Source organism: Mycoplasma sp. 13536, from assembly GCF_055523495.1.
Map to the genome: position 1 here is coordinate 161,046 of NZ_JBVFVC010000001.1, position 15,968 is coordinate 177,013.

General features: G+C 27.4%; 16 protein-coding genes and 3 tRNA genes. 11 read left to right on the plus strand and 8 right to left on the minus strand.

Annotation, left to right across the window (positions count from 1 at the left end; translation table 4 throughout):
• Positions 1-1,353, minus strand: a complete 1,353-nt coding sequence (gene mnmE, locus AC0B4N_RS00650; protein ID WP_465101998.1) for a tRNA uridine-5-carboxymethylaminomethyl(34) synthesis GTPase MnmE — start codon at positions 1,351-1,353, stop codon at positions 1-3.
• A 97-nt stretch (positions 1,354-1,450) separates the two neighbouring features.
• Between mnmE and AC0B4N_RS00655 the strand changes: the two genes are divergently transcribed.
• The 5 genes from AC0B4N_RS00655 to AC0B4N_RS00675 all read left to right on the plus strand — a co-directional run bounded on the left by AC0B4N_RS00655 (position 1,451) and on the right by AC0B4N_RS00675 (position 4,774).
• On the plus strand, positions 1,451-2,137 hold the full coding sequence (locus tag AC0B4N_RS00655) for a PQ-loop domain-containing transporter (protein ID WP_465101114.1): 687 nt from the start codon (positions 1,451-1,453) through the stop codon (positions 2,135-2,137).
• Between the two features lie 37 nt (positions 2,138-2,174).
• Positions 2,175-2,690 (plus strand): peptide-methionine (S)-S-oxide reductase MsrA, encoded by a 516-nt coding sequence (gene msrA / locus AC0B4N_RS00660; protein ID WP_465101999.1) that lies wholly within the window; start codon positions 2,175-2,177, stop codon positions 2,688-2,690.
• 372 nt (positions 2,691-3,062) lie between these two features.
• Positions 3,063-3,299, plus strand: a complete 237-nt coding sequence (locus AC0B4N_RS00665) for a hypothetical protein (protein WP_465102000.1) — start codon at positions 3,063-3,065, stop codon at positions 3,297-3,299.
• A 222-nt stretch (positions 3,300-3,521) separates the two neighbouring features.
• Complete coding sequence (locus AC0B4N_RS00670) at positions 3,522-3,893, plus strand: hypothetical protein (RefSeq protein ID WP_465102001.1); 372 nt, start codon at positions 3,522-3,524, stop codon at positions 3,891-3,893.
• A gap of 2 nt (positions 3,894-3,895) precedes the next feature.
• The gene (locus AC0B4N_RS00675) at positions 3,896-4,774 is read left to right on the plus strand and encodes a hypothetical protein (protein ID WP_465102002.1); all 879 of its coding nucleotides are present in this window, start codon (positions 3,896-3,898) and stop codon (positions 4,772-4,774) included.
• A 366-nt stretch (positions 4,775-5,140) separates the two neighbouring features.
• Here AC0B4N_RS00675 and AC0B4N_RS00680 read toward each other — a convergent pair whose 3' ends face one another.
• From AC0B4N_RS00680 to AC0B4N_RS00690, 3 genes are all read right to left on the minus strand, one after another.
• Positions 5,141-5,821: an IS30 family transposase gene (locus AC0B4N_RS00680; RefSeq protein WP_465102003.1), complete on the minus strand. Its 681-nt coding sequence runs from the start codon at positions 5,819-5,821 to the stop codon at positions 5,141-5,143.
• Between the two features lie 119 nt (positions 5,822-5,940).
• Complete coding sequence (locus tag AC0B4N_RS00685) at positions 5,941-6,324, minus strand: hypothetical protein (protein ID WP_465102004.1); 384 nt, start codon at positions 6,322-6,324, stop codon at positions 5,941-5,943.
• Positions 6,325-6,374: 50 nt separating this feature from the next.
• On the minus strand, positions 6,375-7,556 hold the full coding sequence (locus AC0B4N_RS00690; protein WP_465101581.1) for an IS3 family transposase: 1,182 nt from the start codon (positions 7,554-7,556) through the stop codon (positions 6,375-6,377).
• Between the two features lie 374 nt (positions 7,557-7,930).
• Here AC0B4N_RS00690 and rplM point away from each other — a divergent pair, with 374 nt between their 5' ends.
• From rplM to AC0B4N_RS00715, 5 genes are all read left to right on the plus strand, one after another.
• Complete coding sequence (gene rplM, locus AC0B4N_RS00695; RefSeq protein WP_465102005.1) at positions 7,931-8,365, plus strand: 50S ribosomal protein L13; 435 nt, start codon at positions 7,931-7,933, stop codon at positions 8,363-8,365.
• A 2-nt stretch (positions 8,366-8,367) separates the two neighbouring features.
• Positions 8,368-8,763, plus strand: coding sequence for a 30S ribosomal protein S9 (gene rpsI, locus AC0B4N_RS00700; protein WP_465101189.1), 396 nt, complete (start codon positions 8,368-8,370; stop codon positions 8,761-8,763).
• A 57-nt stretch (positions 8,764-8,820) separates the two neighbouring features.
• Positions 8,821-8,897, plus strand: a tRNA-Ile gene (locus AC0B4N_RS00705).
• Positions 8,898-9,603: 706 nt separating this feature from the next.
• Positions 9,604-11,064, plus strand: a complete 1,461-nt coding sequence (locus AC0B4N_RS00710; RefSeq protein WP_465102006.1) for an MFS transporter — start codon at positions 9,604-9,606, stop codon at positions 11,062-11,064.
• Positions 11,057-11,788: a glycerophosphodiester phosphodiesterase family protein gene (locus AC0B4N_RS00715; protein WP_465102007.1), complete on the plus strand. Its 732-nt coding sequence runs from the start codon at positions 11,057-11,059 to the stop codon at positions 11,786-11,788. Before AC0B4N_RS00710 ends, AC0B4N_RS00715 begins: the two co-directional genes overlap by 8 nt.
• A gap of 103 nt (positions 11,789-11,891) precedes the next feature.
• Here AC0B4N_RS00715 and AC0B4N_RS00720 read toward each other — a convergent pair.
• Both AC0B4N_RS00720 and AC0B4N_RS00725 read right to left on the minus strand, forming a co-directional pair.
• A tRNA-Lys gene (locus tag AC0B4N_RS00720) sits at positions 11,892-11,967 on the minus strand.
• 8 nt (positions 11,968-11,975) lie between these two features.
• A tRNA-Leu gene (locus tag AC0B4N_RS00725) sits at positions 11,976-12,061 on the minus strand.
• A gap of 169 nt (positions 12,062-12,230) precedes the next feature.
• On the opposite strand from AC0B4N_RS00725, the gene AC0B4N_RS00730 reads away from it, so the two are divergent.
• The gene (locus AC0B4N_RS00730) at positions 12,231-13,562 is read left to right on the plus strand and encodes a DUF2179 domain-containing protein (RefSeq protein WP_465102008.1); all 1,332 of its coding nucleotides are present in this window, start codon (positions 12,231-12,233) and stop codon (positions 13,560-13,562) included.
• Between the two features lie 28 nt (positions 13,563-13,590).
• Here the strand turns inward: AC0B4N_RS00730 and AC0B4N_RS00735 are convergent, their stop codons facing one another.
• On the minus strand, positions 13,591-15,252 hold the full coding sequence (locus AC0B4N_RS00735) for an ABC transporter permease subunit (RefSeq protein WP_465102009.1): 1,662 nt from the start codon (positions 15,250-15,252) through the stop codon (positions 13,591-13,593).
• A complete protein-coding gene (locus tag AC0B4N_RS00740; RefSeq protein WP_465102010.1) occupies positions 15,242-15,967 on the minus strand; it encodes an ATP-binding cassette domain-containing protein in 726 nt (241 codons plus the stop codon). Before AC0B4N_RS00740 ends, AC0B4N_RS00735 begins: the two co-directional genes overlap by 11 nt.
• Position 15,968: the final 1 nt, after the last annotated feature.

Consider the following 15,968-nt stretch of genomic DNA (forward strand, 5'->3'; position numbering starts at 1 on the left):
TTACTTACCTAAACAAAAGTTTTTGAACATAACATCAAGTAAATCTTCGCGATTTACTTGACCTTTAATATTTTGCAGTGAATCCCAGGCATCATATAAATCGACAATAATTACATCAAAAGTAGCATTATCTAAAATGGATTTCTCAGCTTGAATTAATGAATTATGTGCTTTCTGGATTAAAGATAGCTGCCTGGTATTAGATAAAATACGTTTATCCATAATATCTAAATTTTCGAAGTTTTTTACTAATGCATTTTCAAGTTCTTTTATATCATTATTTAAAGCACTAACAGAAATTAAATCTTGCTTTTGATTATTAGCTAAATCTGACTTATTTTGAATTTTTAAATAAAACTTACCTTGTTTTTTGCTTTCTTCCTGAATCACTTTATCAAAATCATTCTCAGCTTGAATTGGATCAACAACATGAATTATTAAATCAGATTCTTCAATTTGCTTTAATGATCGTTCAATTCCTATTTGTTCAATTATATTATCAGTTTTTCGTAATCCAGCAGTATCTACTAATTTAAATAAAATACCATTAATTTGATATGAAGCTTCTACTAAATCCCTTGTTGTTCCTGCAATATCTGTCACAATAGCTTTTTCTTCCGAAAGCAATGCATTAAGTATACTACTCTTCCCGACATTTGGTTTGCCTAAGATCGAAACTTTAACCCCTTCAAACATATAGCGGCTATCATTCGACACTTTTATAATTTCTTCAAATTTAGTTTTTAAAACTTTAAGTTTTTTAAGCATAATCTGGCTATCTAGTTGTTCTATATCATCATATTCAGGGTAATCAATATTAACTTCAGACATCCCAATTAAAAGAGCGATATCGTTCGATAAACTATCTATTAAGTTAGAAGTTTGACCAGTAAAACGGTGAACACTAGCTTTAGCTTGTGTTAATGTTTTAGCCATAATTAAATCATGTATTGCTTCAGCTTTTATTAAGTCTAATTTACCATTTAAAAAAGCACGGCGAGTAAATTCTCCTGGTTCAGCCATTCTTGCTCCATTTGATAATAAAAGTTCTAAAACTTTGTTGGTAACAACAATTCCTCCATGACAATTTATTTCTACAATTGGTTCACCGACATAATTATTATAAATAATCTTACCATTTTTTTCTTTGCCCAAAAACCACATAACCAAAACTTCGTCAATTAATGTTTCTTCATCATAAATATTACCATAAGTAATATCATGATCTGTCCCTATTTTCCCTTTAAATATTTTTTTAATAATATTTAAGGTATCAGGGCCCGCTAAACGTATTATTGATATTGGTTGATTGATTCTAGATCCTGAACTAATTGCTGCGATTGTATCATTCATAAAATAAATTATATATATTTATTTAAAAAATTTTCATATTTAATCATATGGATAGGTCTAATTAACCATCATGTTTGAAATGTGGTATAATTATATAATGCAATTAGCAATTACTATATTAGGGTACATTGGAGCTATTTTAGTGGCTTCGCTTAGTATTCCTCAGTTATTCAAAATAATAAAAGACAAAAAAACTGGTGATGTAAATTTCTATTCTTTTTGGATTTTTCATACTGGTATTCTTTTATGGATTGTATGATCAGCGCTAAGTCCAAATTCGTTACATAATATCATAATTCCAAATACAATAACATTAATTATTGAAACAATAACGCTGGGCTTAATGTATTTATATAAAACAGAATTTAACAAAAAATTAAAAGTTAAGGCCTGAAGTGCTCTTGGTGCATATCTTATTATTGGCTTAATTTTTGTTGTTTTACATATAATTATTTATGCAGGTGGAGTATGAACATCATTATTAATTCCTTCTACAGTTGAAGCAATTATGGGATTTGTTTTCCCTGCTTTTACAACCTTAGCATTTTTACCACAATTCATACAATCATTAAAAACACACAAATGAGGAGGATTGTCATATGGAATGTTTGTTATTTATATAACAAACAATTTCGTTTGAATTATTTGATGAATTTTACAAATTATCGAAGCCTCAGCTGCAAATGCTCCAATAGGATCTTTTGTTGGAGGGCTTATTTGACAAATAATTTCAATTTCACTTTTTAGCGCTCAATTTACATTAACTATAAAACATCAAAAATAGTTATTTTTTATAACTATTTTTTTAATATAATAAACACATGAAAAAAGAATTATTTATAGCAGGTGGTTGCTTTTGAGGTGTAGAGGCTTTCTTTTCAAGAATCAAAGGTATTTTAAGTGCACAATCATATTATATTAACGGAGGTTTTGAAGGTGTATCATACAAAGAGGTGTGTACTACATCAAAGCACGTTGAAGCAGTTTGCATAGAATATGATGATTCAATCATAAGCGAAGAAACAATTTGAGATTTTTATTTAAAGATAATTGATCCTTATTCTTTAAATAAACAAGGGGGAGATCAAGGAACACAATACCGAGTTGGTATTTATACAAATAATGAGGAATTACTTAATAAATTTAAAGAATTAAATAATCATTTTGTTAAAAAAGAAGGTAAGAAAAATTACTTAGAATTCTTGCCAGTAAGCGACCAAACCTTAGCTGAAGAATACCATCAACAATATTTGATGAAAAATCCAATGGGTTATTGCCATATTAACCTAAATGCAATACCTGATAAATATTTAAAAGAAGAGTTTAAAAACCAATAACTAAATTAGTTATTGGTTTTGTTTTTTATTAATAAGGTTTTTCATATCTTCAGTTAATAATTTAAAAATAGCAAAAATTCTCCATAAAATCTTTATTTCTGCATTTATCTTTTAAAATATTGCATTTTCCTCTGAATATCTTATATTACAGTAAAAATACGGCACCTTTCTTGGCACCGTATTTTATGAGATTTTAACATAACTGTTTAAGAAATATATTATACACTAAATCGCAAAATACACAAAAATCTATTATAATATTTATATGTCTGTTAACATTAAATAACCAAGCAAGTTATCTTCAAGATAACATACTAAAGAATTAAATATTTATTTGCAAATAATACAAAAATATTAAGGAGTTATTAGTAAATGCATTTTCCAATTAAGAAATGAAAAACAACAGTTTTTAATTATATTCCCGGTGTAGTAATTGCTGCACCTTTAACATTACTTGCTAGTGTGCCTATACAGCAAAAACAATTTCAAGGAGAAATTACAATCGACTACAAAGATCGCCCTCAACAATATTTAAGAGATTCTTTAATTAAAATTGTTTTTGAAGGCAACCAAAATAATAAAAATTATATAAATAGCATAGAAACTTAAGTTAAGCATATTGTTCAACAGCAATTAAAAAATAAGTTAACAGAAAAAGAAATACAGTCAATTGCACTTAATTTAATTAAATCTACAAAAGATAACTTTCAAAATAAAGAACTTTTAGAAGAGGCTTGATATCATTGATTTCCAAGGGCCTTTTGATGATCGGTTTATATAGCTCTAGAGGCGGTTGAATTTATTGTCAAAGGTTTTGGAGAATTATTTCAAATGTTGCCACTTGGTTTAGATTTTATTGAACTTTATCTTAATTATTTGAGTCTTAACATTCCGGCTGCTCAGGCCAAAAAAGGTTGAATTATAGCTAAAATATTAATGGCAATGACTACTAATGATGATAGTGTGATCGTTGGGCTATCAACTGGTGTAGTGTTGGATATTTTAGAAAAATGATCAAATACACTTAGCAGGACCGCACTTTTAACTTCTTTTTTAAAAAGTCTTGTTATTAATGGTCCCTTTGCCTACTTAGCTCCAAAAGTAAAAGAACTAACACAAAAAGCTAGTTCCTATCTTGAAGATAAAAAAACAGAGGCATGGGGTAAATATTTGTATTATAAGAAATTAACTGATGGTGAGTAATTATGTTATGGCGCAAGTATTTATTTAAAATGTTTTTAACAGGATTATCAATATCAACAATATTCCCTATTGCTATTTCTTGTGGGGATGTTCCAGAAATAAGACTTAAAAAAGAGTTGGCAAATGAAAATAAAGAAAAACAAAATTTTATATTAGAAACTATCGTTAAGTTTCAGGATGCTCAAAACAAACAAGACACATATCAAACTTTTACTTCTACTTACTTAACAACAAATAATGATAAATATTATTTTTTAACAAGCCGTGGAGATTTAAAAAATTTAAATCAAAAAACAATTGATATCAGCCTAACAAATACAAATTTGGAAAATAACTATCCTTTATATTTTTTTAGTGGCAAGGTTATCTTTGACATAGTTCTTAATCACGAAAATTATATAGTCTATGCAATAGAAAAATCTAAATTATCTTCAAGTTGAGGAGATAGACTTATTCAGGCTCCAAATCATGGTGGTGAACCTATAAGAAATGAATTTTCAAATAATCATAATGTAATTGAACAAATTAGTTCAGCTAAAAGTTTAGACCTTAACATAGATGAAGTTATATCATACACCCCTATACAGCCAACATCAATACTATATAAACAAATTTACTTTGGCATGTTTAAATCTATTCATTCTTCTATAACTGCTTTATCTTCGGAAATAGAAAAAACAGATCAAACCGTAACTTATAATCATCCAGCACATATTAATAATCAATTCTTCGGTAGCCCTTTGTTTCATAATTCTAAAATTGTTGGTATTTTAAACAAATACCAAAATTATTTAATTAATTCTAAGGATTATTATAAAGTAACTTTTTACATTTTTAATCTTGACGATATTCAAAAAATAAGGCAAGTAGTAACTACTTAAAAATCCTGTCCGTATTTTCTAGTTATTTTTATGTAATAAACATTTAAATTTTTGTATAAAAAAGATGAGGCTTTTTCAAGCCTCACTTATATTAAAATTTACATTATAAAATAATTTAAGGAACTATATTATAACATAAAATTATATAAATATAAAGAAAAAAATTTGTTTTTTGGAAAATGTTTTTTGGAAAAGTCACTTGCGAGATATTAACAAAATAATTGCGTTTTAATTTTAACATAAATTTTACATAAAAAATGTATGCGAAAACAGAAAACACGGCAGTGTTTTCTCGTCGGTTTTGCTTACTTTTGCCAAAAGTAAGGCTCCTTTGATTGCAATCAAAGGCGGGGGATTAAAAAAATTTTAGGTTATCTTATATTTCCGGACAACTTGCCGATAGTTATTTATTTTTTCCATCATATAATCAATTTCTTGCTGAGAGTATTTATCTAAGCTTTTTCCTTTGGGAATGTAATACCTAATTAAGCGGTGCATATTTTCTATTGAACCTTTTTGTCATGAACTATATGGTTGGCATTTAAATAGTCTTTCAGTTGGAATAACCTGGTGCAATAAGACATTTTCACTACCATTATCAACTGTTAAAGTTTTAATGTCTAAGTTATGTTTCTTGATTAGTTTTAGAAGAGTTTGTTTGATAGCTTTGGAGTTGCGTTTTGAGAGCATAGCATAAGACATTCTGGTTTGCCGTTCAATTATCGTCACAATACAATATGTATCATTGATTTTACCAATAACAGTGTCTAATTCAAAATGACCATGTTCCAAGCGATCATTAATATAAGCTGGACGTTTTGAAATTTCTGTAGCATATTTTAATGTTTTAGGTTTGGTTTGTTTTTTCTTCCTTATACCATATTTGCCTTCAGATTTTTTAACAATATGGTCAAAATCAAGGAAATAAGGGTATTTTTTGATTATTTTATAAATTGTACTAGGCGAAGGAGCAAATTCATCAGGGGATAATTTTTTAAAAGAATTCACAAGATAGGTAACTGATTTCTTAACTTCTTTTTGCTGCAAATTCTTTTTATTTCTATTTTTATTGTATGTATTAAGCTCACTATACCAATATTTTCTGTATGACTTTCATTTCTCTTTAATTGTATCACTTACAAAAAAGAGTCGCGAAAATGAATAGCCTAATAAATGTTCGTATAGTTTACTAAAATTAAGGTTTTAACACGCATTACTCTTTTTGAGCACTTAGGGCAAACATAGCGATTGTGTTTATCTAAACTAAGTGGTCTGCGACTTGTAATAATTTTAATTTTGCTTTTTATACTTCGAATGTCTCTGTTAAAAATCTTAGCTACTTCTTGGATTGAGAAGCCTTCAGAAAGTTCTTGTAAAATATTATAAAGTTGCTCTAGATCGATTTGGTCTAATCTTAATTTTCGTTGTGTCCCAAGTGCTCCTTGCATTTTCAAAATAGTATTATGATTCTCTTCGATTTTAAAATGTTGATATTTATTTTCTTTTTGATATTTGTCAAAAACACAAATATATTTTTCTAAATTTTTCATATAATTTTAAGGTCTTAAACATGGACAGCAAAATTTAACATTTTAGTTATTTATAATTCCATAGCAAATTGCTGTGGAGTTTTTCAGTTTAAGTTTGATTGAATTCGGTCATTGTTGTACCAAATTACATATTCTTGTATCATATCATTAAGTTCATTAAATGTTATTTTTGAATAATCTAAATCATTTAATAATTCAGTTTTAATGATTCCAAACCAATATTCAATTTCTCGATTATCAAGAGAATTTCCCACTCTTGATAACGAAATAATCCCACCAAGATTTTTAACTTCTTTAATATATTGATGATGTGTATATTGAAAGCCATGATCTGAGTGAATGATAAAGTTTTTGTATTTGTATTGCTTTAATGAATTTAAATTGTCTAAAACTAGTTCTAGATTATTACTTTTTGATAATTTAAAACCAACAATTTGTTTAGTTTTATGAGACAAAATTGCAGACAAATAAACGTGTGATTCTAACACATCTTTTGGCGCTTTTATATATGAAACATCAGTTGCATAAATATTTCGATTGTTTTGATCATTATAATCACGATTTACGAAGTTATCAATCTGAGTAGATAGATTTTTAATTTCTTTTCGTTTTGATTTTTGTCTAAGCTTACATTTTAGGCCTAAAAGGTTCATATATCTCCCTAATGAACGTTCGTTTATATCTATTTTGTATTTTTTAGATATGTAAACACTTAGTTTTAACCTTCCATATCTTGACTTTGTTTCTGCGAACGATTTTTCGATTACATCACTATATTTAGGGAGTTTTTGTGCAATTTTAATATTTTGAGTTTTAGAAATTGTTTGTCTAGAAATGCCAAAAACTTCTGCAAGCTTAACATAACTTATACTAAAACTTTTAGATTCAATAACTTTCTTACTTTTAGGTAATTCGTTGGTAATTTCATAATATCTTTTAGCTATTTGTAACAAATCATCACGATCAAAAATATCTCAATTTGGTTCTCTTTTCGTCTTAGGTTTGCCGCTTCCTTTTTTACGGCTTTCACCTTTCTTTGTCTGCAATAAGTCTTCCATACCTAAATTATAATACTTAATTATTTTATTAATTCTAACTTTTACACTATTTCTTTGTAAGTTTTTTGTTTCTGGTGATATTTGGTAAATAGCTTGGAAAGCACCTGGGAAACCTGATTTTTGATATTCTTCATATATTTTTGCAAATTCTTCTTTCTTTAAATGTCTTGACATAATTTATCCTTTCAAAAAAATTCTTCGTTGGTACCAACGAATGGTAACAGAAAAGCTAACATTTACATGTTAACTTTTCTGTCCGGCTTTATCTCTTTAATTTTTTTAAAATTTATTAATACAACTATTTTATTACAAGGCAGACAAAAACAATGTCACATGCAAAAAACTTGCATGTGACATTTCCAATTAATAGTATTTATATATTATAATAATTAAATATTTAATTTTAATTTTTATAGATAAACTTAATGTAAATAATTTAACAAAATAAAAATTTTAATATTTTAATGTTTATGATATAATAACTAGGCAAATTTAAAAAAATCATACAACTATAATATTATAAGTTTACAAATTAACGTGGAGGAAGAATGAGACAAACAACAATAGTTAATTCACAAAAAGCAGATAAAAAATGGTATGTAATTGATGCAGAAGGACAAGTTGTAGGACGTCTATCAACTTTTGTTGCTTCAGTACTTAGAGGAAAACACAAACCAACTTTTACTCCAAATGCAGATATGGGTGATAATGTTATCATAATAAATGCCGCAAAAGTAGTTTTAACTGGTAAAAAAGAAGAAAATAAAGTTTACTACTCACACTCAGGCTATCCTGGTGGACTTAAAAGCATTGTGGCTGCAAAATTAAGAGTAAAAAGACCTGCTGCTTTAATTGAAAAAGCTGTGCATGGTATGATACCACACACTAAACTTGGGAACAAACAGCGTCGTAATTTATTTATTTATCCAGGACCAGATCACAAGCATGAAGCACAACAACCAGAAAGATTAGAGGTTAAATAATTATGTCAGCAAATTTAGAATTTAAAGCCTTAGGTAGAAGAAAATCTTCAGTAGCCCGTGTTAAGTTAACAAAGGGTGCAGGAAAATTCATTGTTAACTCTAGAGACGCTCGTGAATACTTAACTTCAGATATTTACTTAAAAGATGCCAATCAACCATTTGTACTAACAGAAACAACAGGTCAATTCGATGTTTCAGTTAAAGTAAAAGGCGGTGGTTTAAGCGGGCAAGCTGGTGCTATTAGATTAGGTATTGCTCGTGCTTTGTTAGAAGCTAGTGCTGATTACCGCCCAGTTTTAAAAGCTGCTGGTATGCTTACTAGAGACGCTCGTGCTAAAGAACGTAAAAAACCTGGTTTACGAGCAGCCCGTCGTGCAAGACAATTTTCAAAACGTTAATTTTAATAATAAATATTTGACTATTATTCAAAAATATGGTATAATAGTCTTACTAATGCGAGCGTAGCTCAGCTGGTTAGAGCACACGACTGATAATCGTGAGGTCGATGGTTCAAGTCCATTCGTTCGCACCATTTCATAATTTGACCCAAAACGAGTTTGCAAAACTCGTTTTTTTTTTTTTTTAATTTATTTTATTTTTTTATTTTTCTAAGAAAATATTTGTGGATTATATTTTTACACAAAATAAAAAACAAGAAATTTATAAAGTTTTAAGATTAAATGCATGCTTTTTAGTACTTATGAGGTTTAAAAGTTAGAGAAATAAAACCACTTTAAATACTGTATTTATATGCTTTAAGAACTTGACATATCAAAGAAAGATACAAGTTTTTTTTTTTTTTTTTAATATAATTTATATGTAAGTTTTAAAAATTTACAAAAAAGATAGTTATGAATCTAACAATAGAATTATGCTTTAACTATTATTTATGTGCTTATTTTATTTATTTTCGTAATATAAGTTAAAATATTATTGCTTTTAAAAAGATTCATAACTCTAAATTTAAAGTTTATTATAATGAAAATACAAATAATATAAAGATGTCTTGAACAAAGCTAATTATTAAAGCCAAGACATTAAAATTAATTTAGTATTTTCATTTTTGCACCCTTTATAGAAGTTTATACTACATGCAATGGTGATATAACTAATTCAAAATATTCCCATATTAATTTAAATACTACTAGACCAAGTATAATACTAAAAATTTATAAAATAGCAATTTGTTTACACATAAACTTTAAATTAAATAAATATTTAAATAGAAAGGTATAAATATGAATGGTTATTTAGAGAAATTTAAAAAATCACTGCAAGGATTAACGTACAAACAAATTATAGCTTTAATTATTTTGGCGGCTGCTGATGTATTTGTTATTGCAGCCCCTTACTATATTAAAAATATTATTCCTAACTTACATACTTATTTAAATATAAGGGAAGATCAGGTAGCGAGACTAACTGCTATTATTGGTTGAGTTACGTTAGCAACTCAACTACCAGGAGGATTTTTAGCTAATAAATTTAGTTCCAGATGATTACTTTGATCCGCTGTTTTTTCAACTGGGGCAATCACAGTTTGATTTGGAATTACCATTTTAAATGCTAAATCACAATCTCCAGATTCATTATTTGGACAATATGCAACTATTTGAGGGCTATGAGGGGTTTCATCTACTTTAGTCTTCTGGACACCACTTTGAAAACTTGTTTCACAACAAACAACTAAAGAAAACCAAGGTTTAGCTTATGGGATTCAAGGTACAGCAAATGGTGTAATCGGGTTATTTTTAGTATTCCTACTCGGACTATTAATTACCAATGTTTGATCACCTAAAGTTGTTGATACAGATAATGCACAACTTCCTTTCGCAGTTTATGCATTCTGTATCGCAGGATTTTTAATCCTTACCTCATTCTTAGTGTTATTCATGGTACCTGAATTACCAATGGAAAAAAACACTGAAAAAATGTCATGAGCAAGAGTAAAGAAAAGCATTATTCAAGTTTTCAAAGCAATGAAAAACTGAAAACTTTGAGCTTTATCTGTATTCTTAATGGGAATGTATACATTCCAAAGTGTCTTTGCGTACTACTTAGTACAACTTTTAAACAACGCATTCTTAGCACCAGCTATTTTAGCAGCAGTGCTAGGAGGAATTAGAACATACGGACTTAGAAGTATTGTATCAACCTTTATTGGTCGTTGAGCTGATAAATTTAGATCATACATCTTATTCTTATTAATTGCAACAGGAATTGGAATTATAGTTGTTGGCGCAATTATTCTTACAGGATATGGAGCCCCAGATCTTAAAGGTGTAACTGCGGCTACATATACAAAAACATCAACTGATATATTTATTATCGTTTTAACATCTGCCTTATTTATCTTTGCTGGTGTTTTATCATGAGCAATGGTAACTTTAAGATATGCTCAAATTGGTGAAATTGAAATTGAAAAAAATTCATATGCTTCAAGTGTAGGTGTATTATCATTTATTGGTTTCTCAATTGATGCATGATTATATGAAATAACTGGTGCTGTAGGGAAAGCCTATACACCAGCAGGTTTAACTAACACATCAGTTGTTGGTTATCAAATTATTTTAGTGATTTGTTTATCTATTGCATTACTAGGGGTATTAGCTGGTTTAGCTGTATACATATCAAATGTTAAAGAACTTAAAAAACTAGGTAAAACAAATCACAGATGGAGAACTCTTGAAAATGCCTAAAAAACAATTACTTTTAGCACACCGCGGATATTCAGCAATCGCACCTGAAAATACTGATTTAGCTTTTGAAATGGCTTATCAATATGACTTTGATGGAGTAGAAATTGATGTTCATTTAACTAAAGACAAAAAATTAGTTATTATTCATGATGAAAATACTAAACGCACTGCTTTAGTTGATAGAGAAATTGAACATAGCACATTAGATGAACTTAGAAAAGATGACCATAGTGAATTCTTTAAAGTAAAAACTAGAAAACAAACTATTCTAACTTTAGAAGAATTTTTAGACAAATATTTAGATCTATATAAATTAATCAATATTGAGATTAAAACTGACCAAAAACCATATTATGGAATTGAGTCTAAGATTAATAAATTAGCTGAAAAATATGGTGATAAATTTTTTGAAAAAATTATCTTCTCATCATTTAATTTCCAAACCTTACGTAACATGAGACTATTAAATGAGAGATTTTTACTAGGATTTTTATTCTGAACTGAATCACAATTGAAAAAGATTGAGTTAAAAGAAATCAAGGAAGTGTGTCAATTTCTTCACCCATGGACAGTTTTATACGATAAAGACAAAGCACGTTACAAAGAAATTGGCTTACCATTATTACTTTGAACTATAAAAAGTGACTTAAAATATTCTGAATATCGCAAAGACGATATGGTGTATGCTCAAATTAGCAATTACAAATTTGACAAAACTAGATAACAAAAAAAGGTAGTCTTAAGACTACCTTTTTCAATATTTTATAATAAAGAATTAATAATACAAAAAATAACACCTTAATAGGTGTTATAGGTCATTTCTGAAATGGTACGTCCTAGAGGATTCGAACCTCTGACCCAATGGTTAAAAGCCATTTGCTCTACCTGCTGAGCTAAGGACGCACATCATTTGGTGCCCAGGACTGGACTTGAACCAGCACGGTCTTGCGACCGAGGGATTTTAAGTCCCTTGCGTCTACCATTCCGCCACCTGGGCAATTAACTTCTTGCTTAATTGCTCTAATATTATAACATAAAATAAAAAAACAAAATACTTTTTTTAACTTTTTTGAACCAATTTTTTAAAAATATTATAAAATTATATTAGTACATAAAATAACTCGTAGTTATCTTATGTATCTTCTTTTTTTCTGCAAAGGAGGAACATGGATATAAAAAATGAAGAACATAATTCATTAGATAATAATGAAAATGCAAACAAACGTCATTCCTTTAAAAGTGCTAAGTCAATTGAAATTGAAAAAGCAATAATTGGTGAAGGAGTTGACAAAATTTTTAAAAAGAATACAGTTTATAAGAGAACCAAAATGTCTAACTTTGGTTTAAAATTATCAAAACTATATTCTTATATGCCAACATGGAAAATAGTTTTGATAACTGTTGTAACTGCAATATTTTTTGGTGTAATTAGCGTTTTCTTTGTAAAGAATGTTGGAATTTATAATTTTGGTCTTGCGGCATTTGGACAAGCACTAGCAAGGCTTGTGGTTGTTTTATTTAAAGAAGGTCAAGTAACAGAAACTGTTCGTAATTTAATTGAGCAATTTATTTTCTGAATTGCTTATATAATTTTAAGTATTCCCATTTTTATTTTTGGGTATAGAAAAATTGGAAAATTATTTAGTAATTTAACAGTATTATTTTTAGTTGTTTCGTCAATTGTATCTTTTTCAATTGGGCTGATTCCTGGAGCAAATGGAGTATATATTATCGGGGAATTTTCGAATCCAAAAGTTAAAGAAGTATTACCAGAATTTAAACAAAAGTTAAGTTCTATTATACCTCTTTTGTGAAGCGATGGTGGAAATATCATAGCACTCTTTGCTTATGCTGTTATTTACGGTTATTTACTAGCGTGAATTTTTGCAATAATACAAATTATTGGTGGAACAGCTGGTGTAACTGGTGTAATAGGTGAATGATATGCTAATGCCAAACAAAAATCATTCGGAACAATTTCTGGTTATATGAACATTATTATTGTCTTAATTGGTGTGTTAGTTGGTTCTTGGTTACCTGGGTCATTATTACTTCAAGAAGCTGGCAAGAATATAACATCTGCTAATTCTGATAATACAGAATTATTGAAAATTACCAAAAAAGCTTGAAGTTTTGAATTATATTTATCACCAAACTTTTTGGCTACTGTTTTAACTAACGTGGTTTATATAATGGCATTAAATAAATTATATCCTAAGTTTAAACTAGTACGTGTTGAAGTATTTTCACTCAATAAAGCTGATGAAATTTCAGAACTGCTAACACACGAAAGAAAAATAGTTACAGGTATTACTGAGTTTCATGCCAACGGAGGATATTCTAAAGATCGATTTAATGTTATTACCACTATTACATTATTTAGACAAGTAGATCGAATTATTAAAGACGTTCGAAAAATTGATGAAGATGCATTTATTTCAGTTTCCGATGTCACAAGCATTAATGGACATATTTATTTACCAAAGAATAAATTTTAATAGAAAAAAGAACATGTAATTGTTCTTTTTATTTATATTTTTTAATTAAAGCCTTTATTCAGTTAAATGGTATTGGTGTATTCCAATTATTTTTATAAAGGTAATAAATTATTTCTAAGGTTATAAAAAATAGAATGCTCGGCAAAAGCAGCGGTATTGTTGTATTATAAATATTTCTTTCATGGTAATATTGAATTTTAGAAGTTAATGAAATGCTTGAAAAAATTCCATATGTCAAAGCATTTCTAAACGTACTTTCATATTCAAAGAAAATAAGTGAAAAAATATCTTTTTGAATACGTGGATAAATTTTTTGAAAATAGATTTGCAAATCTTTTAAACCTAAGGTTCTATATAGGTTTATTTCGTCATTTGAAAAACTATTTATTTTACTTACTAAATGCTTAACTAAGGTTCGAAATGCACTTATAAATAAAACAATGTTTAAAACCGTTAATGAATCTAAAAAAGCATTAAATAAAATAAAGAAAACTACTATTGGTATAGTTTTTAAAAATACTAAGAATCCCCTTAAAAATCAAGAAAGAAAAACTTTATCAGTTTTTTCACTCATAAAAAAGGAATATAGCACAGAAAGTCAATAAGCACTATAAACGGCAGCATAAACATTAATTATGATTAAAAAATAATCATAATAATCGTTGAAAGAATTATTTACTAAATCACTAAAATCTCAATTAAAAAAATCTTTTAAAAATAACCATAGGATATTTCATTGAATATGTTGATTATTAAACAATTCAACTAAGCTCCATACCAAGATGACTAAAAACAGTAGTTTTAAAATACCCCATATATATTTCGGAAAATTATATGTGACTGTTTTATGATAGTTTTTATTTGAAGTAACTTTATATAAATAATCTTTTAAGTAATTATTATAAAGACTTATTAAGACTTCAAAGAAAACTGTAATTAAATATATATATAAAAGGCTAATTCCTAAATAAATAAATTGGGTTTTATTGTTTTCTATTCAAAAACCAATTCCTACTATACCAATGCTTCCTAAAATTGAACTTCATCTTATATTTGTATCAAGTGATAACAACATATTCATTGTGTATCTATTTTTATTAGGCAGGTAAATATTCTTTTTAAAACTAGAATATTTACTTACCCCTAATGAGCGATCAATTCAATAATACTTACAATCAGTATTTTCAATTATTTGAATTAAGAATTTATGGACTCATAATCATGTGCTTCAAAAGAATATAAAAAATGCTGATAAATAAGGACTAAAAATACCTTGGAATAAAAATAAATACATGATTAAAGGAAATGACCTTAAGAATATTACAAACCACCTAATAAAAAATGCTAGATATTTATTTTTGTTAATATTTTTAGCACCTGAATATGAGGTTAGAAAAGCTAGTAAATATCCAAAGATTGAACCACCAACAACTGATTTAAGAGTTATAAACAAATATTCAAAATTTAAAACTCATAAATTTTTATTAGATAACTCAGGATGTGAATTTTTAAATGTAAATAAATCTCTTAAATGGTTTATAAATCTTTTAAATCCAGAAGGATAAAAACTATTAAAAACACCAATTTGATACAAACAGTATATAAAAAATAATAGTGAAAGAATAATTAAGATATTGCGCTTTCATTCTTTCTTTTTTAAATTTGTTGTAAAAGTATTATTATGTTTCATAATATTTTTTTAAGTCTTCAAAATTTAAATTCTTAGGGTCAATTTCTAAGATATCGTTATTTTTTTTATCAAATACAAACAATTTATCAAAATATGATAATGCTGCATTTAAGTCATGTATTGCAACAATCACATGGCTATCTATTTTATATTGATTTAAAAGTTCAAAAATAACTTTTGTATTTTCAATGTCTAAATTGCTTGTTGGTTCATCTGCTAAAATAATCTTTGGTTTATTAAAGATCATTTTAGCAATACTTAAACGTTGTTTTTGCCCAGAAGATAGTTTTGATATTTTTTGAAATGCAAGATTTTGAACCTTTAAATTTGTTAAAATATCAAAGAGTTGTTCTTTTTGTGTTTTTGTAATTATTTTAAAAAGCCTATAAAATCAATTTTTATATTGACTAAAATCACTTAGTAAATTTTGATAAAAATCCAAATCTTCAACTAAGTTATTTTCCGGTCTTAAGTAAAAAATGCTTTTTTTGAAATTTAAGAGCTCTTTTTTATTAAATTTTAAGACATCTTTGTTTTGATATGTTATTATGCCATTTTTTACTAATGAATGATTAAAAATTGATTTAAGTAATGTGCTTTTGCCACACCCACTTGGTCCAATTAAACCACAAAGTTCCCCAGTAAGAAATTTTGCATTAAAACCATTAATAATTATTGAATTATTGTAAGCAATTTGAACTTTTTTGAATAACAAT